21 protein-coding genes and 1 pseudogene are annotated in these 22138 nt (G+C 63.8%); 14 read left to right on the top strand and 8 right to left on the bottom strand.

What is annotated here, in order from left to right:
* The first annotated feature begins 124 nt into the window (after positions 1 to 124).
* The 3 genes from CU_RS03255 (at position 125) to CU_RS03245 (ending at position 5313) form a co-directional block, all read left to right on the top strand.
* Entirely contained in the window at positions 125 to 1978 is a 1854-nt protein-coding gene (locus CU_RS03255) for a heavy metal translocating P-type ATPase (protein ID WP_012359901.1), read from the top strand.
* A gap of 188 nt (positions 1979 to 2166) precedes the next feature.
* Entirely contained in the window at positions 2167 to 3915 is a 1749-nt protein-coding gene (locus tag CU_RS03250) for a thiamine pyrophosphate-dependent enzyme (protein WP_012359900.1), read from the top strand.
* 30 nt (positions 3916 to 3945) lie between these two features.
* Complete coding sequence (locus CU_RS03245; protein WP_012359899.1) at positions 3946 to 5313, top strand: YkvI family membrane protein; 1368 nt, start codon at positions 3946 to 3948, stop codon at positions 5311 to 5313.
* On the opposite strand, the gene CU_RS10305 is transcribed toward CU_RS03245, so the two are convergent.
* The 4 genes from CU_RS10305 to CU_RS03220 form a co-directional block, all read right to left on the bottom strand.
* Entirely contained in the window at positions 5310 to 6299 is a 990-nt protein-coding gene (locus tag CU_RS10305) for a TIGR00730 family Rossman fold protein (RefSeq protein WP_012359898.1), read from the bottom strand. The genes CU_RS03245 and CU_RS10305 overlap by 4 nt on opposite strands.
* A 145-nt stretch (positions 6300 to 6444) precedes the next feature.
* A complete protein-coding gene (locus CU_RS03230; RefSeq protein WP_012359897.1) occupies positions 6445 to 6849 on the bottom strand; it encodes a cupin domain-containing protein in 405 nt (134 codons plus the stop codon).
* 141 nt (positions 6850 to 6990) lie between these two features.
* On the bottom strand, positions 6991 to 7872 hold the full coding sequence (locus tag CU_RS03225) for a trypsin-like serine protease (protein ID WP_012359896.1): 882 nt from the start codon (positions 7870 to 7872) through the stop codon (positions 6991 to 6993).
* Complete coding sequence (locus CU_RS03220; protein ID WP_012359895.1) at positions 7853 to 8740, bottom strand: DUF418 domain-containing protein; 888 nt, start codon at positions 8738 to 8740, stop codon at positions 7853 to 7855. The genes CU_RS03225 and CU_RS03220 overlap by 20 nt, the downstream gene beginning before the upstream one ends.
* 76 nt (positions 8741 to 8816) lie before the next feature.
* Between CU_RS03220 and CU_RS03215 the strand changes: the two genes are divergently transcribed.
* From CU_RS03215 to CU_RS03205, 3 genes are read left to right on the top strand one after another with little or no spacing between them, the layout of a single operon-like run.
* Positions 8817 to 9491, top strand: a complete 675-nt coding sequence (locus CU_RS03215; RefSeq protein ID WP_012359894.1) for a response regulator transcription factor — start codon at positions 8817 to 8819, stop codon at positions 9489 to 9491.
* A complete protein-coding gene (locus CU_RS03210) occupies positions 9488 to 10522 on the top strand; it encodes a sensor histidine kinase (RefSeq protein WP_012359893.1) in 1035 nt (344 codons plus the stop codon). The genes CU_RS03215 and CU_RS03210 overlap by 4 nt, the downstream gene beginning before the upstream one ends.
* Positions 10523 to 10572: 50 nt before the next feature.
* Positions 10573 to 11847, top strand: a complete 1275-nt coding sequence (locus CU_RS03205) for a hypothetical protein (protein WP_012359892.1) — start codon at positions 10573 to 10575, stop codon at positions 11845 to 11847.
* A gap of 54 nt (positions 11848 to 11901) precedes the next feature.
* Here CU_RS03205 and CU_RS03200 read toward each other — a convergent pair whose 3' ends face one another.
* Together CU_RS03200 and CU_RS03195 are read right to left on the bottom strand one after the other, a co-directional pair.
* Positions 11902 to 13692, bottom strand: a complete 1791-nt coding sequence (locus CU_RS03200; RefSeq protein WP_012359891.1) for a DUF262 domain-containing protein — start codon at positions 13690 to 13692, stop codon at positions 11902 to 11904.
* Positions 13693 to 13760: 68 nt separating this feature from the next.
* Positions 13761 to 14201: a YtoQ family protein gene (locus tag CU_RS03195; protein WP_012359890.1), complete on the bottom strand. Its 441-nt coding sequence runs from the start codon at positions 14199 to 14201 to the stop codon at positions 13761 to 13763.
* Between the two features lie 301 nt (positions 14202 to 14502).
* Between CU_RS03195 and CU_RS03190 the strand changes: the two genes are divergently transcribed.
* From CU_RS03190 to CU_RS10910, 5 genes and pseudogenes are all read left to right on the top strand, one after another.
* A complete protein-coding gene (locus CU_RS03190) occupies positions 14503 to 15045 on the top strand; it encodes a DUF488 domain-containing protein (RefSeq protein ID WP_012359889.1) in 543 nt (180 codons plus the stop codon).
* A gap of 182 nt (positions 15046 to 15227) precedes the next feature.
* A complete protein-coding gene (locus CU_RS10915; protein WP_231837739.1) occupies positions 15228 to 15380 on the top strand; it encodes an alkane 1-monooxygenase in 153 nt (50 codons plus the stop codon).
* Between the two features lie 82 nt (positions 15381 to 15462).
* Positions 15463 to 15822, top strand: coding sequence for a Cd(II)/Pb(II)-sensing metalloregulatory transcriptional regulator CmtR (gene cmtR, locus CU_RS03180; protein ID WP_012359887.1), 360 nt, complete (start codon positions 15463 to 15465; stop codon positions 15820 to 15822).
* Positions 15819 to 17711, top strand: a complete 1893-nt coding sequence (locus tag CU_RS03175; RefSeq protein ID WP_012359886.1) for a heavy metal translocating P-type ATPase — start codon at positions 15819 to 15821, stop codon at positions 17709 to 17711. The genes cmtR and CU_RS03175 overlap by 4 nt, the downstream gene beginning before the upstream one ends.
* Before the next feature lie 320 nt (positions 17712 to 18031).
* A pseudogene (locus CU_RS10910) lies at positions 18032 to 18277 on the top strand (LLM class flavin-dependent oxidoreductase); the annotation flags it as partial.
* A gap of 46 nt (positions 18278 to 18323) precedes the next feature.
* On the opposite strand, the gene CU_RS03165 reads toward CU_RS10910, so the two are convergent.
* On the bottom strand, positions 18324 to 18713 hold the full coding sequence (locus tag CU_RS03165) for a heavy metal-responsive transcriptional regulator (protein ID WP_005290994.1): 390 nt from the start codon (positions 18711 to 18713) through the stop codon (positions 18324 to 18326).
* Positions 18714 to 18811: 98 nt separating this feature from the next.
* Between CU_RS03165 and merA the strand changes: the two genes are divergently transcribed.
* The 3 genes from merA to CU_RS11090 all read left to right on the top strand — a co-directional run bounded on the left by merA (position 18812) and on the right by CU_RS11090 (position 21161).
* Entirely contained in the window at positions 18812 to 20233 is a 1422-nt protein-coding gene (gene merA, locus CU_RS03160) for a mercury(II) reductase (RefSeq protein WP_012359884.1), read from the top strand.
* On the top strand, positions 20230 to 20580 hold the full coding sequence (locus CU_RS03155) for a hypothetical protein (RefSeq protein ID WP_005291003.1): 351 nt from the start codon (positions 20230 to 20232) through the stop codon (positions 20578 to 20580). The genes merA and CU_RS03155 overlap by 4 nt, the downstream gene beginning before the upstream one ends.
* Positions 20581 to 20771: 191 nt before the next feature.
* Positions 20772 to 21161, top strand: a complete 390-nt coding sequence (locus tag CU_RS11090; RefSeq protein ID WP_015381421.1) for a class I peptide chain release factor — start codon at positions 20772 to 20774, stop codon at positions 21159 to 21161.
* Between the two features lie 75 nt (positions 21162 to 21236).
* Here CU_RS11090 and CU_RS03145 read toward each other — a convergent pair whose 3' ends face one another.
* On the bottom strand, positions 21237 to 22097 hold the full coding sequence (locus tag CU_RS03145) for an Abi family protein (protein WP_012359881.1): 861 nt from the start codon (positions 22095 to 22097) through the stop codon (positions 21237 to 21239).
* Between the last annotated feature and the right edge of the window lie 41 nt (positions 22098 to 22138).

Below are 22138 nucleotides of genomic sequence, written 5' to 3'. Positions count from 1 at the left end.
CAGAAATGGCCTGAAGAACCCGGGGCTGACCGCCGAGCCTCAGCTTTCCGAAGCCCAGCATAACCGCAGTTCAGATAGGCTATCCTTGCTAGCTAAACGCGCATTAATAGGCGAATATGTGCGTATGCTTAAAAATTTCCAACGCTACTGGCTGGTCTACCTCGCGCTGGTAGTCCTGGCCACGACGGGCGCGCTCCGGCTGATGGAGCAGCCAGTCGCCGCACAGTGGCTCGCCTCAGTATTCATCGTGGCGGTCATCCTCTGGGTAGGTGCGGACATGATCCGCGACCTGCTGCGCGGGCACACCGGCCTGGATATCCTCGCCGTCGTGTCGATGACGGCCACCTTGCTGGTCGGTGAGTACGTCGCGGGCCTGATCATCGTCCTCATGATCACCGGGGGCGAGGCCTTGGAGGATTACGCGCAGGCCCGCGCGGAGCGCAACCTCACGAATCTTCTCAACCGCGCCCCGCAGCACGCACTCCGCCTGCTCTCGGCGGATTCCGACGAGGTCGAGAAGATCGCGGTGTCGGACATCGCGATCGGGGACGTCATCCTGGTCCGCCCAGCCGAGCAGATCCCGGTGGACGGCACGCTGCTTTCCGAACACGCCAGCGTGGACGAGTCCGCGCTGACCGGCGAGCCCCTCAGCGTCGATAAGCACACCGGCGACGAGGTGATGTCTGGCTCCCTGGCTGGCCAGGCGGCCCTTCGTCTGCGGGCGGATCGGGTGGCCGCGGATTCTCAATACCAACGGATCATCGACCTGGTGGCCACGGCCCGCGAGGAAAAGGCCCCGGTCGTGCGCATCGCCGACCGTTTCGCGCTCCCATTCACGGTCTTCGCCGTTCTCCTCGCCGCGGTGGCGGCGTTCGTCGCTCAGGACGCCACCCGCTTCGCCGAGGTGCTCGTGCTGGCCACCCCGTGTCCGCTGATCATCGCAGCCCCCGTGGCCTTCCTGGGTGGGCTGTCGCGCGCCTCTGAGCGGGGCATGGTGGTCAAAGGCGGTGGCGTGCTGGAACAGCTCGCCACGGTGCGCTCCGCCGCTTTCGACAAGACCGGCACCCTCACGTCGGGCCGGCCGCAACTGGAGCACATCGATACCAGCAATGGCTGGCAGGAGGACGAGGTTCTGGCTCTCGCCGCGGCAGCGGAGCGCGGTTCCACCCACGCGCTCGCCGAGGGGATCATGCAGGCCGCCGAGGCCCGTGGGGTCACCGTCCCCACTGCCACGGATTTCGAAGAAATCGCCACGAATGGTGTGGCTGCCGAGGTCGGTCGGCACCAGGTCCGGGTCGGCAAGCTGAGCTTCATCCAGCAGACCGACCCGGCTGCGCATGCGGCGGAGGTGCTATCCGGGGAGACGGTCGCCTATGTCGCGGTCGACGGCCAGTTCGCTGGATCACTGCACATGGCCGACCAGGTACGCCCGGAAGCGGGTGCGTTGATTCGCTGGCTACGCAACCAGGGTGTCGGCAAGCTCGCGATCCTCACCGGGGACGCGGAACCGACGGCAAATGCCGTGGCCGAAAAACTGGGAATCAACGAGGTCCACGCCGGGCTGCTGCCGAAGGACAAAGTGGAGCTGGCGGGCAACCTCGCTCCCCACCCGACGATGATGGTCGGCGACGGCATCAATGACGCCCCGGTGCTCGCCGCGGCAGACATCGGCATCGCCCTGGGCGTGCGGGGAACGACGGCGGCCGGCGAGGCCGCGGACGCCGTCATTCTGAAGGACAGCCTCGCTCCCCTGGCCGAGGCGATCGAGATCGCTCGGCACACGCTGCGGACCGCCAAGACCTCGATCATCATCGGTATCACGCTCTCGGTGGGGCTGATGCTGGTGGCGGCATTCGGGTACATCCCGGCGGTCGCGGGCGCCCTGTTGCAGGAGGTCGTGGACCTCGCGGCGGTCCTGTACGCGCTGCGGGCGCTACAGGCGCCAGTGGCCAATCTCGAGGGTTCCGCGCAGCGCTAGCCACACCGCTCACTCCTCGCCTGCCCTCATGCTGGGGCGCTGCGCACGCTCTGCAGGCTTCTGACCCGGCCGTTACAGTGGGACTCAAAGGGCACCACTGTGGCTGGTCGACCCGGACCGGCAACCAGCCGCAACTGCTTCTTTAAAAAACAGAAACTTAGGTCTGAATTCGAGGAGCGATTGAACCCATGGCTATGACAGTTGGCGAAATGATGGTTACGGCCCTGGCCGAGCACGGGGTCTCCAAGGTCTGGGGCGTGGTGGGTGATGCCCTCAACCCCATCACGGACGCGATCCGGCGCGAGGATCGCATTGACTGGATCGGTGTGCGTCACGAGGAGGCCGGCGCCTTCGCGGCCTCTGCGCAGGCACAGCTCACCGGTGAACTCGGGGTGGTCATGGGCACCGTCGGCCCCGGCGCGATCCACCTGCTCAACGGGCTTTATGATGCTCAGAAGTCCCACGCGCCGGTGCTGGCCATCGTGGGCCAGGTCCCGCAGGCCTCCATCGGGACGAACTTCTTCCAGGAGGTCAACAACGACCGCCTCTTCGACGACGTCTCCGTCTTCACCGCGACGGTCACCACCGCCGAGCAGATGCCCTACCTTTTCGAGCAGGCCGTGAACGCCGCGATCGCGCAGAGCGGCGTGGCAGTGTTGAGCATTCCCGCCGATGTGGGCGGCCTGACTCTGCCCAAGGAGGCCACCATCCCACGCTTCGCGCCAAAGCCCACGGGGTCTACCCCGTCGGCTGATCGGATCGGCGAGGCAGTCAACGCGTTGCAGTCGGCGGAGAAGGTCTCGCTGCTGGTCGGCCGCGGGGCGCAGAACTCCCGTGAGGAGCTACTGGAGCTGGCAGAGATCTTGGACTCCCCGATGGTGCTGACACTTAAGGGCAAGGAGTTCCTGGAGGATGAGAACCCGTGGCAGTTGGGTCAATCAGGGCTGATTGGTAACCCGGCGGCGATTAAGGCCATGGAGGAATCCGACACGATCTTCATGATCGGCACGGACTTCCCCTACCGGGAGTGGATCCCCTCCGGCAAGCAGATGATCCAGCTGGATATCAACGCCAGCCACATCGGCCGCCGCGCCCAGATCGACGTCGCCCTGGTCGGTGACGCCACCGAAAGCCTCCGCCTGCTGATCGGCGCGCTGCGCAGCGCCGGCGTCGAAAAGGATGCGAAGGACTGGGCAGAAGGGCTGCGCGAGCGCTACGAGCGCTGGCTCGACGGGCAGAAGAAGCTAGCCAACCCGCACTTCGATGAAACACTGCTCGGCAAGCTGCGTTCGCTGGGCGATAACCCCAGCAAGCGGATCCGCCCGGAGGGTGTGGCCACCGCGCTGGACGAGGTCTGCGCCGACGATGCGATCTTCACCTCGGATACCGGCATGTCGACGGTGTGGCCCTCCCGGCTGCTGCCAATGCGCGGCACCCGGCGCCTGATCGGCTCCTATAACTTGGGCTCGATGGCCAACGCCCTACCAATGGCGCTGGGCGCGCAGGCGGAGTACCCAGACCGCCAGGTCGTGGCGATGGCAGGCGACGGCGGGCTAATGATGCTGGCAGGCGATCTACGCACCGCGGTGACCTACGATCTGCCGATCACCATCGTGGTGTTCAACAACGCAAAACTCGGAATGGTGAAGCTGGAAATGGAACAGGTTGGCCTACCGGAGTACGGTACTGACTTGGATAATCCAGACTTCGCTGAACTCGGCCGTGCCATGGGCTTGGAGTCGGTGCAGGTCTCCGAGCCAGCGGAACTGGCCGATGCCCTGCGCACTGCTGTGCACTCCTCCAAGCCCTACTTGGTCGAGGTTCTCACCAACCCGGACGAGGTGTCGGTGCCGGGTGAAATCGAGCCCTCCCAGGTTTATGGTTTCGCCCGGGCGAAGGCGCTAGAGCTGCTGCCGGATGTGAATTTCCGGAAGTAGCGGGAAGCACCTTTCGAGGAAAAGTTAAGAATGAGAAGCATCAAAATTGGGTTGGCGCTGGTCGGGCTACTGGTCGGCGCTGGCTTTGCAACCGGCAAGGAAGTTACCCAGTACTTCGTCAGCTTCGGCACGATGGGCGTGTGGGGTGTGCTCGTCGCGGCCATCACCACCGCGGGTGCCGCGATCGTCGCGATGACGGCGGGAAGTTTCTTCCTCGCCGAAGAGCACTCCTCCGTCTTCAACCGCATCTCTCACCCGATCATCTCCAAGGTGATGGATGCGGGAGCAACCGTCACCCAATTCGCCATTGGGTTCATCATGATTGCCGGCGCCGGTGCCGTCGTCGAGCAGCAATGGGGCGTTCAGCCCTGGATCGGCGCATTGAGCCTGACGATCATCATCGCCTTGGTGGGATTGTTGGACGTGGACCGCGTGTCGACGATCATCGGCGGAGCAACGCCCCTCATCGTCGTGGTGATCTTCATCGTCTTCGTGTGGGTGCTGCTGAATAAACCGGACGGCTCTTTCACGGAACTTGCTGCCATCGGAGCACAAAACGAGTCCCCAGTGCGGCCATGGTGGCTCTCCGCACTGAACTACACGGGCATGACGCTAGCCACCGGCATCAGCATGATCCTGGTCATCGGCGGTGATAGTGGCAACATGCAAACCGCGATCCGCGGTGGTCTGCTGGGTGGGCTGATCTACAGCACCATGGTGGTCGTCGAGGTCATCATGCTGTTGCTGGCCGCTCCGCTGGTCCTCGGCTCCGACGTCCCGATCCTGGCGCTGACGACGCACATCGCACCGTGGTTCAGCCACTTCGCCAGTGTGGTCGTGGTGTTCATGGTTTTCAACACAGCCCTGGGCATGTTCTATGCCCTGGGTCGTCGCATGACCGCCAAGAAGCCGGAGGCCTACCGCCCGGTGTATCTGCTGGGTGTGCTGGTCGGTTTCGGAGTGAGCTTCGTGGGCTTCGGCGACCTGGTCTCCGTGGTCTTCCCGATCCTGGGCTGGATTGGCATGGTCATCGTGGGTGCGTTGATCCTGTGGCGTTTCAAGACGGCGAGCCGTATCGAGGCGGAAGGCAAGGCCCGCTCCCGCATCTGGAAGTACGCTACGGCTCCGGCCAAGGCGTCCACCCGCGACCTGCGTCGCATCGCGACGCTCATCCGCGGCACCGCACCGGATAACGAGCGCTTCCGTGAGAAGCTGCAGGATGAGTTGGAGCAGCAGCATGAGGGTGAGGGCGAGTATGAGGACTCCCCGGAGGCCGCCCAGCACCAGGAGATGCTCGACAAGCTCGAGGAATACGACGAACGCTACGCGTCGCAGCAAGCCGCGGCGGCGTCGGATCAGGCCCCTGACGCTGCAGCGAACGCGCCGAAGCAGAGCTAGGACCAGCGCGGGCGCGGCGGCTGCCAGCCCTCGAAGCGCTCCAGGGTCTCGGCCGCGTCCTCGGTGACGATCAGCGAATCGATGTCCGCCGCGCGGATGAAGCCCTCGCTGACCATCGCAGCCAACCCCGTGACCAGCGGCTGCCAGAACCGGGAGTTGCACAGCGCCACCGGCTTGCCGTGAGTGCCGAGCTGGAGGCCGGTCCATACCTCGAAGACCTCATCGAGGGTGCCCACCCCACCCGGTAGCGCGACGAAGCCGTCTGCCAGGTCGGTCATCACCTGCTTGCGCTCGGCCATGGACTCCACCACCAGCAGCGCGGAGAGCCCGGGGTGGGCGATCTCCTCGTCCACCAGGTGCCGCGGCATCACGCCGACCACATGCCCACCGTTTTCTAGGACGCCGTCGGCGATCTCCCCCATCAGCCCGACGTGCCCGCCGCCGTAGACCAAGGTGATGCCCCGGTCCGCCAGCGGCTGGCCGAACTCGCGGGCCTGTGCCACATACTCCTCCCCCGTGCCGGTCTTGGCCCCGGTGAACACGGTCACCGAGTTGATCCTCCTGCCCAGCGCCGGCCCGATGCGCTGAGCCAACAGTGGGGCGAGCTGTTCATCTAGCTCCTCGGGTGTCGTGATGTCCAGCCACCGGGTCTCCGCGATCTCCGCCTGGCCGCCGGCCACCTGCCCCAGCGCCTCGGTGTACGGATGGGTGTAGACGGTGCTGCGCACCTGGAAGCCCTTTTCGTTGGCGGCCTGCGCGCTGAAGATTCCCAGAAAGCTCAGGTCTTCCTCCTTGAGCTCCACGCCGATCTCCTCCGCGGCCTCCCGGGTGGCGGCCTGCGCGCTAGACTCGCCGGCCTCCGGCTTGCCGCCAGGCAGCTGGAAGTAGGGCGAGCCCTCCTTGCGCACGCACAGCACCCGGCCATGCGGGTCCCGGATCACGGTGGCGCTGACGGTGATGACGCTTTCGGGGTCAGTGATGCTCACGGAATCCTCTCGGTGGGGTAGGCCCCGTCCATAGGCCCCGCATCGGGCCCCAGGGAAGGGGGGAAGGGAAAGTTAACGATAACAAGACAAGAAAAGCACCCAGCCGGTCGGCTGGGCGCTTTTCCCTCGTCGCGAAGCGAACTTTTTAGTCGACGTCGTCCGCCTGGGTCTGGTGGACGGTGCCGTGCGCGTGGTGCGGCGGTGCGTAGATGCTGTAGAGCTTCATCGGCTCATCACCAATGTTGATGATGTTGTGCCAGGTCCCCTTCGGAACGATGACTGCCCAGTCGGCGGAGACCTCCTCGGTGAAGGTCACCTCATCCTTGGACGGGCCCATCTCGACGCGGCCGCGGCCGGACTCGAGGCGCAGGAACTGGTCCTCCTTGGTGTGAACCTCGTGTCCGACGTCGCCGCCCACCGGGATGCTCATCACGGTGACCTGGAACTGCTCTCCGGTCCACAGGGCGGTGCGGAAGGTCTCGTTATCGAGGGTTTCCTTCTCGATATCGACGACGAACGGCTTCGGTCCCTGATCGCGTGTCTCTGCCATGTCTACTCCTTGTCCTTGAGATTTTTCGGTTTAGCCGGCTTCGGTTGAGCCAACGTATTTCCGCGGTTAAACGGCTATACCTCAAGTGTAGGCGCGATCATGCAGGCCCGCCGGGTGAGGAGGCAGGCCACTAGGCAAGCCTTAGGACTCGCGGCGGCGCAGCAGCAGCCAGGCACCCGCCGCAGCGAGGACGACGACGCCCGCTCCGATGCCGACGTTGCGGGCCGTGTTCCCGGACTCCTCCGAGGACGCCGCGGCTGCAGGCTCGCTAGAGTCTTCCTTCTTGTCGCCGCCCTTCGCATCACCGCCAATGACCCCGCGGATCCAGTCGGCCTGCTCCGCCACCGGTGCCACAGAGACAGCGGCGTTAGATTTCATCTCCTCCTCCGTCGGGTTCTCCGGGTCCTCGAAGAGACCGGCGGACATGATGCCGGCGACCTTGCCGTCCGCAAAGATCGCACCACCGGAGTCGCCCGGCTGGATGCGCGCACCGTCCTTCAGGGCAACGTCGAGGGCCTTCGGAGCCTCGTAGAGCGCGAGCGGCGAGTCACCGCGGACCTTTGCCTTAGCGGACGGCAGCTTGGTGGAACCACCGGAGCCATCGGAAGACCAGCCGTAAATGTTGACGTCCCCGGTGGGCACCTCATCCGCGACCTCAGCGAAGGTCTCCAGGTTGATCTCCTGCTCAGTGTGGAGCAGGGCGATGTCCCCGCGTGGGGCGGCCTCGTGACGGTCCACCTTGTACACCCGCTGGTCGTCGCCCTGGCCGATGCGCACCGAACCGCCCGGCTTGGCGGCTGCGTCGATGCAGTGGCGGGCGGTGATCACCCAGTGGGGGTCGATGGCGGTGCCGGTGCACACGCCCTCTTCAGGGTCAGAATCATCAACGCGGACGGAGACGACCGGCTTTGCCTCTTCGGTGTCCCCGGCGAAGGTCTTGCTCTCCATGGCACCGGCTGGTGCGATGGCGAGTGCTCCTGCTGCGACCACCCCGGCGGCCACGCTAGCTGCGAACTTCTTCATTTTTATCCTTTCCAAACACCGCGGTGATGCGGCGAAGCAGAGTTTCCAGCGGCCCACGGTCACACACCGCGAGCCACGCATAAGAGATGAGGATGGCGCCGCCCAAGCTGATCCAGAAGCCGAACCACTCCGGTGCCAGCCGATCCGCCGTGAGCACGTGGATGCAGTAGATCGTGAGCGGCATACGGCCCAGCGGTGCGAGCCAGCCGATCCAGCGCTGCAGCAGGCAGCACAACGAGCAGATGCCCACCGACGCCCCGATGCTTCCGATGATGTCGCCCAGTCCACCGGTATGGCCGCCGACGTCGAAAAACTCAGGCAGCATGGTGTACCAGCGAAGCGCGAGGTCCCCGGCGAAGAGCCCCAGGCCGACAACGAGGCCGAGCCAGAGCAGCTTCGGGCTGAGCATGTGCCGCCGGAAGAGCATCCCGGCGATCATCAGCGCTCCCCACGTCAACGGCGAGTAGGGCCAGAAAGCGGGAATAAGCACCGTCGCGGTGGACGCCAGCACCGCCGATCCAAAGGTCAGCACGCAGGCCAGCCACAGGAGGACGGGCGAGCTCCAGCGCGGCGCCCAGGCGAGCAACGCCATGCAGAGTCCGATGGTTCCGAGCACCACGAACACCTGCCCGGTGAACGGGGCGAGCGCGAAGTGCAGAGCAATCAGGCATAGTCCACGCACGATGAGTTGCGCGGGGCGCGCCCGCATGTAACCCATCGACACCCCGGAAATGAAAGCGAAGAGTGCTGCCGGGAAGCCGTAGAACACCTGGACAGCCACGCCATCCAGGTAGGTCAGGTGGGCGACCATCATGCCGCCGAGCGCAACGGCGCGCGCGACGTCGATACCAACGTTTCGGTTCTGCATAGCTGGGACGGTACGCAGGCCGATGTTGCGGGGACGTTAACGCGGGCACAACACCCGTGCCGTTACGATCGATGCCATGACAATCCGCGTTCTCGTCGTCGACGACGAAAGCTACCTCGCCGACGCCATTTGCACCGCACTGAACAGCGCAAACATGCAGGCCACTGCGGTCTACGACGGTGCCACCGCGCGCTCATCGATCGACGATATCCGGCCCGACGTCGTCGTCCTGGACCGCGACCTTCCAGGCATCCACGGCGACGACATCTGCCGCTGGGTGGTCGATACCCACCCGGCGACGAGGGTCATCATGCTGACCGCCTCGGGGGCGCTCGACGACCGCCTGGCTGGGTTCGACCTCGGAGCGGATGATTACCTGCCCAAGCCCTTCGAGGTCCCGGAGCTCATCGCGCGCGTTAATGCGCTAGCCAAGCGCAACCTGCCGGTGCGCGGCGAGGTCTACCGGTGCGGCGACGTGCGGCTGGACACCTTCCGCCGCGAGGTCACCCGGGGTGGAGTGGCGGTGCCCTTGAGCCCGAAGGAGTTTGCCGTGCTGGAGGTCCTCATGGAGGCAGCCGGTGGGGTGATTTCCGCCGAGGATCTGCTCGCGGAGGCGTGGGACGAGAATGCCGATCCCTTCACGAATTCCCCGCGCGTAACGGTCTCCCATCTGCGCAAGAAGCTGGGCGAGCCGCGGATCGTGCATACCGTGGCAGGCGCCGGTTACTACGTGGCGGAGGTGCCGCGATGAAGTTGAGCTTGCGGGCACGGATCACCGTGATGTTCTTAGGCACCGTCCTGGGCGTGGGGTTGGCGCTGATTGGCCTGGTGTACGCCTATTTGAAGCTCACGCCGGTGCCTTTCATGGCCCAGATCCCAACCCCGGATGAGGGGCTGGTCATCGACGGCGCGGTGCCGATTGCCGATGAGGTTCTGCGCCGCGTGCTGGTGGCCTCCCTGACCGTATTGGCGCTGCTCACCGCGGTCGCTGGGGTGATCGGTTGGTTCGTGGCTGGGCTCGTGATTAAGCCGCTTCGGGATTTTGCGCACGACGCCGCGACCGTCACCCGGGGTGACTTGAGTGCCCGCATCAGCCACCAGGGCCCTGATGACGAGGTGGGCGAGTTGGCGGATGCGCTGAACGCGATGCTCGACGAGCTGGCGGATGCCCTCGAGCGGCAACGCCGCTTCGCGTCGAACGCCTCCCACGAGCTGAAGACTCCGATCGCGACGATCCAGACGATGGCTGATGTGGCCCTGGCCAGTGGCGATGCGCAGGTGCTGCGGGACACCTTGGGGCGGGTGCGCGAGGTCAATGCACGGGCCGCCGATACCGTGGCTTCGTTGCTGCAGCTGGCGAACGTGGACGTCCGGGATCGCCAGGAGCTGGATTTGGCCGCGCTATGCCGTGATATCGGTCGTGGGCAGAGCGTGCCGGTGGCGGCGGAAGCGCTCACGGTGGCCGCCTCCCCCACCCTGGTGCGTCAGGCGGTGGAGAACATGGTGCGCAACGGGCTCACCCACGGCGAGGATCCGTCCGTGACGGTGGCACAGGTGGGTCGGAACGCGGAGATCACCGTGGAGTCAGGTGGGCCGCAGCTGGACGCGGCGGAGGTTCGCACGTGGGTGGAGCCCTTCGCCCGGGCGCAGCGGACCTCGGGGGCCGGTCAGGGCCTGGGGCTGGCGATCGTCGATGCAATTGCGAAGGCCCACGGCGGTTCGGTGGAACTGACTCCGCGGGCTGAAGGTGGGCTCGCCGTGACGCTGCGGCTGCCTGCTTAGGAAGGTTAAGAGAACTTCCACCAGCAGCTGCCACTGCTAAAGTGCTTTCCATGACCTCAGCAAATAATGCGTTGAGCTTCGTCGTCGATAGCGACGGCAAGGGCCTTCTACTTCTCGGTGAGGAAGCCGACTTTGCTACGCCACAGTCCGGCAATCGCCTTGAGTTCGGCAACGTCACTTCTCAGGCCCTCATCCATGCAACTGAAATCGTGGGATCAGTCATGGGGCGGCATGCGGATTCGGGAAGGTACCTCAAGCTCGATAAAGAATCCGCCGAGTTGCTCAAGCATTTCAAGGGAACGGGCCCGATCACTGGTGTAATACGCAAGGGCGATCTGCGCATCGCCGGCAATCCAGGCGAAATCATCAAACATCTGAAATTCGAAAAAACGTCGTTCAAGCCCGGTATGGCAGCAGGTGTCGCTGGTCTGATGACCCAAATCGCGCTTGAAGCAGCGTTAGCTGAGATCAAGAACTATCTCGTCGCCATCGACGAGAAGGTAGATCTGCTCCTGCGCCAGCGCAGGCACGAAGAACTAGCAAAGCTCCGTGGCACTCAACACGCGATCGAAGAAGCGGATGAGCTCTATCGCCGTAGCGGCACTGTGTCGGACACGACGTGGTCAAAGATCAGCCACCTGGGAGGACATCTCAACGAGATCGCAGCATTTGCACTGGAGCAAATCGAGGACACCGTCAACCAGGTACAGGGCAAGAAAGTCAAGATTAAACAGGCGTCCATTCAGCTAGACAAACTCAATAGAGAGCTCCCCGCCTGGCTCGGCATCCTTGCAACAAGCGTGTACTTGCACGACAGCTTGTACGTCCTTGAACTAGCCCGCGTGCGCGATCACGAACCCAGCCATCTCGCTTCCCACCGAGAAGGTATTACTCAAGCGAGAGCCAAGCGGCTGAGCGACATAGCCCAACGCCTGTATACCTTTAAGCAAACCACCCGCTCAGCGGGCGACCTCGACGTTGCGCGCCGCGTACGAGCTCCCCGGAAAACCCCCCAAATTCAACAGAATGCAAACAGCGCGCTCCACCACATCGAGGAGTTGGAGGGCTATCTCGAGCTAGAGAACGCTGCTGTTGGCCGACTGGACCAACAGCCCTGGTTAGATTCGGCTAAGGAGTTCGGCGGAAACACGTGGGAGCGAATCTCCGACACGGGGCAAAAAGCACAGAAGGCTGTTGGCACAGTCACCGAGAATATGACAAAGAAGAAAGCCAAGCCTGGGCCTAGCAAACCCTCGAAAAACGAGGGAGAACGGAAGAGGCCCAAGATTCCTCTCCCCCGCCAAGGCAAACTAAAGGCCGATTAGTACTGCGCGGACCGCCCGGGATAGATTCGTCGGCAACAATCCGTGCAGTTCTGGTTAGTGTGCCTTCCCCGCGAGCGGAAAGCGTTCCACCACCCTCGACGCCAGCTCCTGGGTACGACGTTCGATGTCCTCCCCGGTCCACGCAGAACGGTCAGCCAGCTCCGCGTTTAGAGCGAGACCATTCTTATACCCGATATACCTTCCCTTAGAGTCCTTACGATCGCGCTTCTCGATGAAGGATTTGTTTCCCAGAGTGCTGTTATAAGCCGTGATAGTGAGGTTACCAAGCCGATGCTTGTGCTTTTCCTGCTCTTCAGCAGCTAGGGCGTCGCCACCGAGCATTTCCTGCCACGCGAGCGGCAAATTATCTCCCTGGGGAAGGATGTGCTCAATCGTCCACACGAAACGATTCTTTTCCTGTCGCCACAGGTCAACTCTGGTTTCCCGAGTCATCGCGTCCTCGGCGAGCGTGCTCAGGGCAAATCGGGCGACGTCGGTGTTCTCCTCATAAATAGGGCCAAGGAGGCGTTTATGGAACTCCTCATCCGATGCTGACACCGCATCCAGCTTTTCGCCTATCAGTGCCACCACGGCATCTCCACGTGCGTAACCCAGGTCCCCGATCATCGTCATGAACAGCTTCGCGAGAGCATAGGTCGGCGGGTAGCCGGTCAAATTACGACGAACGAAGAAGCTGGTGAGTAGGTCCGTGACCTTCTCAATGTGAGAGTCGGTCAGCTCCAGCTCCCCCTGCTTAGTAATGAGCCACAGCAGTAATACATAGGACGGCGCGCCTTGGGCTCGCATGAGTCGCCGAAACGCCCTGTCCATCGAGGTTGACTGATCGTTCTCCACTACACAGTTGATACGCCCGTAGACTTTGCTCGCCGCTACGAGAGAATCAACCACACTCATAAGATCCTGTCCCAGTACCTTTTCATAGATCCGGATGAGGTTGGACTTCGTCGCGACATATGCATTCGGCACATCCGGCAGCTCCGACTTGAAAGCGTTGTAGTAGTGCCGCAGAAAACGCTCTTGCGTGGAATAGCTATCGCCAAGGCTGGTTAGCATCTCGTTCCAGTGCTTGAATGCCTGGTCGACGTTCATGACGTGCTTCTTCTCGGACTCAGCCAGGAGGTGGTTCTTGATCAAATCCACCGGGGACAGCGGCATCCCGCGATTGTTGAGGGATTCGAAAAGAACGAAAGCATCAGCGTGGCTGTCAACCTCGATCTTGACAATAACGGCATGAATTGCCGCCTCATACACCCGGAGTGCCGCTTCAGGTTCGGTCACCTCTTCACTCTCAGCGAGTTTCTGGATTGCCGAACGAAAGTGTTGGTAGCACTTCGCTATCTTCCGGCTGGGGTAGTAAGGCTTCCGTTCGCCTTCAACTGGTAGCCCAGCCTCCTCGAGCACCTTGAGGTAGTCAGACAGGTTGTGCCCCTGTTTCTGGGGAGTCACCCGTGTCTGTCCACCACCCTTGAGCACCAATAGCCGCCCTAGATTGGCGACATCGGTTCGAGTGTCTTCGTCGAGCTCGTCGATGTTCTCCTTCAGCACCGAATACACCGCTGCCAACAGGAGCGTCAGCGTCGTGAGACGTTGCTGGCCGTCGACGACCTGGAGAATGTTCTCCGCAAGAGTGTCCGTGGTCTGATCAAGCGTGATGATAGTACCGAGGAAATGCGGACCTTCAGCATCGATGAGATCCTCAAAGAGGTCCTCCCACTGTGGCTTATGCCATGAGTATTCACGCTGATAGGGCGGAACCTTGTACAGCACATTGCCGTTATGGCTGAAAAGATTGTGCACCGGATATTGGTTAGCGGATTTAATCAAAGCTGCGCACCTCTCATCTTCTTTACAACTGTTCCACGACGCCGAGGCAAGTCCCCCGAACTCTTTTCTTAGGCTTTGAGCACGTAGCGCAGGATCTCGACGACCTGGTCGGTGGTGGTGCACCATGCCTGCGCGGCGGCGTCGACCTCCTTGAGCGGGTGGACGATATCGTCGCCATGCAGCGTGACATAAGGCTTGTCCAGTGCCGCGCAGTAGCCCGCGTCGAAGGCGGCGTTCCACTGCTTGTACTGGTCCCCGAAGCGGACGACGACCATGTCGGCCTTCTCGATCAGGGTGCGGGTGCGGATGGAGTTGACCTTCGAGGACTGGTGATCGCGCCAAAAGCCCGCGGGTGCTTCTCCGAGGTGGTCGCCGGCGGCGTCGCTGGCAGGGTGATCGGTCACCGGCGCGGTGAAGACGACGTCGAGCCCGGCGGCCTCCGCGCCGCGCTGGATCTCTTCGCGCCAGTCGGTGTGGATCTCGCCGGACAGGTACACGTTGAAGCTCAAGGCCAACTCTCCTTAGAATTTTGGACGTGGACCTTGAACTTTACGCGTTTATAAGCAGCATTAACTGCCAATTGGATATCTCTGGTCGCGCCCGAGAACGATAGCGTTGCCTTCCGATACTCGGCGACGGACAAGCCCTCCAGCGCGCCCCCAGCAGTGCCGATGCTAGGCAGTTGCGAGGGGCGGTACGTCCACCTCCCTCAGACGGTGAACTGGAAGTCCACGACGTGTCGTTGCAAAGTCACCTTCTCATTCGTGAAGCCGATGTAAGTGTAATCGCTTGGCGCGTAGCATTGGCGACATGCGCATTTACACCGTGGGCCACTCCAACCTCGACTTCGAGGACTTCGCTGAAATGATCAAGGCTGCCGGTGTGGCATCCATCGTGGATGTGCGCAAGCTGCCCGGGTCCAGGAAGTACCCGTGGTTCAACGACGACCACCTTGCCGAACACCTTCCCACATGTGGCATCACTTACAGCAGAAGCGAGGGCCTCACCGGGCGGCGCAACGTGTCCCACTCGGTGCCGTTTGAGGTTAACGGCAACTGGCGTAACCGCAGCTTCCACAATTACGCCGACCATGCGCTCGGCGAGGAGTTCTCGGACGCGCTCTCGCAGCTACGGGCGAACGCCGCCGAAACTCCCACCGCGATCATGTGCTCCGAGGCGGTGTGGTGGCGCTGCCACCGGCGCATCATCGCCGACCACCTCATCGCCCACGGTGACGAGGTTGGCCACATTATGGGCCTGGGTGCAGCCGGGGCGAAGGTGAGCGAGGCAACGCTCAACGACGGCGCAGTCATCGGCAACGATCTCCTCGTGCGCTACCCCGAGCGGGGCTAGCGCGTACACCAGAGGCCAGGGGGTGCGGAAACTCGGACTACGACTCAGTCAGCCACGGGATCCTCCTCGGCCTGACCTCAGGCGCGACCTACGCCTTGCATTCATGGAGCGCCCGCCACCTTATAAGCAGCAGCATCGGAGGCACACCAGCGGACAGCACGCTCAAAGCCGACGCCGCCGTCATGTCCGCCGGCACCCTGTTCAACACCATCCCCACCGGGATAGGCGTGGACGTCAACGTGAAGATCTTGGACAACTTCGCCACCCACCTCGCCCCCGCGTTGGGTTGGCAGCCGAACCACAAAAGCCCAGTTATCGGCTACCCCATCGACTAATCCCTGCAGGTCGCAAGCTCTTCGCTCCAACGTCAGTTCAGTGCGTGTTGAATATTTCAGTGGATACTGTATAGTTCAGCACATGCTGACTATTGCTTCACGCCTCGACGTCATGAACCGGCTCGGCCGGGCCATGGCGGATCCGACGCGCTCCAGAATCCTGATCACCCTACTCGACGGCCCGAGCTACCCGGCCGTGCTTTCGCGCGACCTGGACCTAACCCGCTCGAACGTCTCGAACCACCTGACCTGCTTGCGTGACTGCGGCATCGTCGTCGCCGAGCCGGAGGGCCGCAAGACACGCTACGAAATCGCCGATCCGCACCTCGCGACAGCGCTCAACGCACTCGTGAACGCGACGTTGGCTGTCGACGAAAACGCCCCGTGCATCGACCCTGAGTGCTCGGTGCCCGGCTGCGACGGAAAAGGAGCGGACGCATGAGTTCAGCATGTGGATGCGAACACGAACCAGCCACGGAGATCGAAGATCTCGATCGGCCATGGTGGAAGGACCCCGAGTTGCTACTGCCGATCTTCTCCGGCGTAGCCCTCTGCATAGGTCTGGCGCTGGACTGGTCCGGATTAGAGACACCCGCGACAGTTCTGTTCTGGATCGGCCTGCTGCTAGGGGCGTATACGTTCACGCCCGGCGCTATCCGGAACCTTGCCACGAAGCGCAAGCTCGGCATTGGTTTGCTGATGACGATCAGCGCGGTCGGCGCGGTAATCCTCGGTTACGTCGAAGAGGCGGCGGCGCTAGCGTTCCTGTACTCGATCGCCGAGGCACTGGAAGACAAGGCGATGGAACGGGCCCAGGGCGGGCTGCGGGCACTGTTGAAGTTGGTACCGCAGAGCGCGACGGTGCTGCGCGACGGCACGGCGGTCGAGGTCGCAGCGAAGGACCTCGTGGTTGGCGAGCTGATGCTCGTGCGCCCCGGGGAGCGGATCGCCACGGACGGCATCATTCGGTCTGGGCGCTCCAGCCTTGACACCTCAGCGATCACCGGAGAATCCATTCCGGAGGAGGTTGCGCCCGGCGACGAGGTGCCCGCGGGAGCAATCAACTCCGCCGGCGTGCTGGAGGTCGAGACGACCGCAGCTGGAACGGACAACTCGCTGACCACACTCGTGGACCTGGTCGAGCAGGCGCAGGCGGAAAAGGGCGACCGCGCCCGGATCGCCGACCGGATTGCCCAACCCCTAGTGCCCGGAGTGATGATTTTGGCGGTGCTGGTCGGCGTGATTGGCTCGCTGCTGGGCGACCCCGAGACGTGGATCACCCGCGCGTTGGTGGTCCTGGTCGCAGCGTCGCCGTGCGCGCTGGCAATCTCCGTGCCGCTGACAGTCGTAGCCGCGATTGGCGCGGCCAGCCAGTTCGGCGTGGTCATCAAGTCCGGCGCGGCGTTCGAGCGGCTCGGTGGAATCCGTCACCTGGCGGTGGACAAGACCGGAACCCTTACCCGCAACCAGCCCGAGGTTACCGGCGTGGTTCCGGCAGACGGATTCGATCGGGCTCAGGTGCTTGCTTTCGCGGCGGCAGTTGAGCAGCAATCGACGCACCCCCTCGCTGCGGCGATCGCGGCAGCGGTGCCCGAAGCGCCCGCTGCCCAGGACATCAGCGAGGAAGCCGGACATGGCATCGGCGGCACTGTCGAAGGTCGACGGGTGCTGGTGGGCAGCCCCCGGTGGATCGACGCCGGGCCACTAAAGGCAGACGTTGAGCGCATGGAGTCCGAGGGCCAGACCTGTGTCCTTGTCACCGTCGATGACGCCCTTGCCGGGGCGATCGGGGTCCGCGACGAGCTGCGGCCCGAGGTGCCCGAAGCCGTGCAGACCCTGCACACTAACGATGTGGAAGTAAGCATGCTCACCGGCGACAACACTCGCACCGCCCGGGCGCTGGCTGAAATCGCCGGAATCGACGACGTGCGCGCCGAGCTGCGCCCGGAGGACAAGGCAAGCATCGTCGCCGAACTCTCCTCCAAGACGCCGACGGCGATGATCGGCGACGGCATCAACGACGCGCCGGCACTGGCGGGCGCAACGGTGGGCATTGCGATGGGAGCAACCGGCTCTGACGCCGCGATCGAGTCCGCTGACGTCGCCTTCACTGGCCACGACCTCCGGTTGATCCCGCAGGCGCTGCAGCACGCCCGTCGAGGCAGCAGGATTATTAACCAGAACATCGTGCTGTCTCTGGCCATCATCATCGTGTTGATGCCGCTGGCGATCAGCGGTGTACTGGGCCTGGCCGCTGTCGTGCTGGTACACGAAGTCGCCGAGGTCATCGTGATTTTGAACGGCCTGCGGGCTGCGCAAGCGAAGCGCTGAGACACACCTTCGCCCAGCGCGCTGGCTCTCCAGCGCGGATCTTGAAAGGATCGAGCTGCTCCGGGACCAAGCGTCGTCTGGACGTGCTCGAGCTCGCGCACGCTATCGCAGATGGGGGATGTCCCCGAGATTCGGGACGGAACCGCCGCCGAGAATCCGGCGGCGGCTGCGTCGACGAACGAACGGACCGCGCTTCAACCTACTCCCCCAATAACGCGAAGCGTCATTAACGCCCAGCGTTAGACGTTGAACTTGAAGTCCACGGTATGTCGTTGCAAAGTTACTCCCTCTCGTTAACACCATCAAAGGAGTGTTATCCAATGAAAGCGTTCGGCTTCTTAAGCTTCGGGCATTACGCCTTCGGCAGCTAGTGCGGGCCATCTGCGGAAAAGATCGCCAAGACTCGTCTGGAGATCACCCAGGCTGCGGACGAAATCGGCGTGAACAACGCGTCCTTCCGAGTCCACCACTTCGCGCTGCAGGCCTCCGCCCCGATGCCGCTGCTGTGTGCTATCGCGGCCACCACCAAAATCATCGAGGTGGGCACCGGCGGCATCGACCTGCGCTAGCGCATATCGGGGTTGTAGCGTTTGAGTCATTGACTCCCGCCGTCTACAAGTACCTACACACTTGATCGGTGCTGCACGTTTCAGGATCCGGGTGCGCGGCGTCCTGGCTAAGGTCCGCGATAGTGTCGCGCAGCACGGAGAGCTGCGCGATCTGCTGCTCGATCTCAGCGAGGCGCACGTCAAGCAGGTCGCGCACGTGCTCGCAGGGCGCATGGCCGCCGTCGCGGATGTCGAGGATCTGGCGGATCTGGGCGAGAGTGAGGCCCGCGGCCTGGCCACGGTGGATGAAGTCGATCCGAGCGACCGTCTCGGGCGCGTAGTCGCGGTATCCGGACGGCGTGCGCTCGGTCGGGGGCAGAAGGCCCTGTTCCTCGTAGAAGCGAAGGGTCTTCGCGGTAGTGCCCGCCCTCTCGGCGAGTTCTCCGATCCACATTACTGTCTCCCTCCGTGGCCGCGCTTGACCTTCCCCTGCACTGGAAGGTCCAGTATGGCTGAGACAGAGCAGAAAGCCAAGAGTTGACAGGAGCAGCGATGCCTACGAAGTACGATCTCGCCATCATCGGATCGGGAGGCGGCGCGTTCGCCGCTGCGATCCGCGCCAGCACGCTCGGGAAGTCGGTGGTGATGATCGAGCGCGGGACGCTCGGCGGCACCTGCGTGAACACGGGCTGCGTCCCGTCGAAGACGCTCATTGCCGCGGCCGGCGCGCGGCACGTCGCGGTCGACGCCGCAACCCGGTTCCCCGGGATCGCGACGACGGCGGATCCCGTCGACATGCCCGCGCTGATCGCCGGGAAGCAAGCGTTGGTGGAGTCGCTGCGCGGCGAGAAGTACGCCGACGTCGCCGACTCCTACGGCTGGCAGGTCCTCCGCGGCGACGCCTCGTTCGTGGGCACCCCTGATGCGCCGGTTCTCGATGTTGCCGGATCCGACGGAAGCGTCGAGACCATCGAGGCCCACCACTACCTGGTCGCGACTGGTTCTCGCCCGTGGGCACCGCCGATCGACGGCCTGGAGGAGACCGGATACCTGACCTCGACCATGGCGATGGAGCTGACGGAGGTCCCCGAGTCGCTGCTGGTGCTCGGCGGCGGCTACGTCGCCCTGGAGCAGGCGCAGCTGTTCGCCCGCCTCGGCTCGCAGGTCACGCTGCTCGTGCGGTCCCGGCTCGCGTCGAAGGAGGAGCCGGAGGTGTCGAAGGCGCTCCAGGAGGTGTTCGCCGACGAGGGTATCCGCGTCGTCAGCCGCGCAGTGCCCACCCGGGTCTCCCGCGGCACGGGAGGCGAGGCCGTCGTGACCGCCGCCTTGTCCGGCGGCTCGCAGGAGTTCCGCGCCGACCAGGTCCTGGTCGCCCTCGGACGCCGTCCCGTCACCGATGGCCTGAACCTCGATGCGGTCGGGGTGAATACCGGAGACTCCGGCGAGGTGGTCATCTCCGACCGGTTGCAGTCCTCGAACCCGCGGGTCTGGGCCGCGGGCGACGTGACCGGGCACCCCGAGTTCGTCTACGTCGCCGCCCACCACGGCACCCTCGTCGCCGAGAACGCGTTCGCCGACGCCGACCGGTCCGTCGACTACGCCCGCCTGCCGCGGGTGACGTTCACCGGGCCCGCGATCGGCGCGGTCGGGATGACCGAGAAGGACGTCCTCGCCGCGGGGATCCGCTGCGACTGCCGCGTCCTGCCCCTGCACCACGTGCCCCGCGCCTTGGTGAACCGCGACACCCGCGGGTTCATCAAGATCGTCGTGAACGCCGAGACGAACGAGATCCTCGGCCTGACCGCCGTCGCCAAGGACGCCGGGGAGCTCGCCGCCGCAGGCGTCCACGTGCTCGGCAGGACCGTCGCCGAGGTCGCCAACGCCTGGGCCCCCTACCTGACCATGGCCGAGGGCATCCGGATCGCCGCGAAGGCCTTCACCACCGACCCGTCGCTGCTGTCGTGCTGCGCATGAACGGCAACACAGGCAATCGGGGAGATCTCATCCTGAAGCAGACGATGAGCGCCGATCAGGACCGCGACGAATGGCGCGCAGGTCCCGTCGTCGCTGCAGTGACCGGGCTGCTCTTGCTGGCATGCTGCGCGCTTCCGTCGCTGCTCTGCTGCGGCCTGCCGTTCATCGCGGCGGGCGGAGCACTTGCAGGCGTCGGTGGGCTCCTCGGTAATCCCTGGATCATCGGTGCCGGGACCGCCGTCGTGATGGCCGTCATGGCGGGGATGCTCGTCAGGCTACGGCGGCGGCACCGGCGCCGCAGGTCCGGCTGCTGCGAAAATCCTTCGACGGCTGATCGGAACCGGTAGTTCGAGGGATCCAGCGATCACTGCCACCTACGGAGGCCGCTGAAATCGAAGCCCGACGGGAGAAGGAGGAGCAAAAAACGTTCGAATCAACCGGTGACGAGGATAATACTGAGGCTGGATCCCGGCCGTCGCGACGCGGTCTCCGCTTCCGCCGAGACGAGAAAGGGTTGTGGGCACCTAGGCTGGGCGGCATGAACGACCTGACCATAGCGCCCGGCCCGGGGATCCCCGACGGTGCGGTCATCGCCGCCGATCTCGCGGAGCGTTTCGCGAAATCGTCGACTCCAGGCGGCCAGGGCGTCAACACGACGGACGGCAAAGTCCAGCTTTCCATCGATGTCGCCGAATGCGCATCGCTTACCGACGCCCAGCGTCACCGTATCTCGCGCAACCTCGAGCACCGCCTAGACGGCTCCGTCTTTACCGTGACTGCGTCGACTCAGCGGTCTGTGTTTCGCTCCTGGTCCTCTCGCTTGCACCTGCGACACAGCCTCGTGTCCCCGGGCCGTAGCGTTCGGGGGAGCACAATAGCCCCAGTCCTCATCACGTCCCGGGATCAAAGAGTTCATCGCAGAGGTTAAGCACTACACGTTAAATTTGAACTCGACCACGTTCCGTAGCCGATTAACCTTTAGAGCAGACTCCCTCACCGTCAGTTAGGCCCAGAGCGGAGTGTTGTCCTGCCAACCATTGGGGGCACCCATGTGAGTGATGGGGACAGTCCGCACGGTCGGGAAACTCTTCACAACGGCGGGGAGGAGCCGGCTGCGACCAGCACCCAACCGGTCCGACAAGAACTGCACAAGCGTGAGTTGACCGAACGTGCGGCTCCAATCGGTTGACACCGCATCAAGGTCAGGGTGCCGCCCGATCGCGGGGAGCTTCGGTGCGATCGTGTGGACGCGGTTGAACAGCCGCCCATGATGAGCGCATGTGTTCCGCACCAGGTTGAGCGCCTTGAGCCAGCTCGTCAACTGCGGTGCACTGAGCCCACACGCATTGGAGACGACGTCCTGAACATGGCGGGGAGCGAAGCCATAGAGGTAGGTCAAGCTCCCCCGGTCCAGCAGCTCGGTCGCTGCCCAGACCGGCAGTCGCCCGCCGTACTTCTGATGGTGGTGGGCTAAGAAGTCCTCGCGCGACTGATTCACCTCGACCTCGAACCGCTGAACCCACCTGGAGTGCTGGTCACCGCGTCGCGCCGTGGGGCCGAGCAGCGCACGGATTGCCAACTCGACGGGAACCAACGCTGCGAAAGTGGAGGCGCGAAGACGAGCGTCGAACTCATAGAGGGCGACGACATCACTGAAGCGCGTGCCGTCGTAGAAGTCATCTTGGCGACCGGTGGGCGCCTGCTTCCGAAACGGGTACCAGTAGCCACTCAATCGGTAGTAGTTCACGCGTCGGAGGGTGGCTGCGGCTGACTCCCGGTCCCCCATGTCCATGCCACGACCCGCGAGGATCTCCACCTGCCGGGCGTACGTCTTGTACGCCTTGACGCCCTCGCCCACGAACACGGGTTAAACGACAAAATGTGTGTCTGACTCCGGCGTGTCGC

Origin of the sequence: Corynebacterium urealyticum DSM 7109 (assembly GCF_000069945.1) — a bacterium.
GTDB lineage: Bacteria > Actinomycetota > Actinomycetes > Mycobacteriales > Mycobacteriaceae > Corynebacterium > Corynebacterium urealyticum.
The sequence above is the reverse complement of the archived record's forward strand: the minus strand, read 5'-3'. Positions and strand labels throughout refer to the sequence as shown.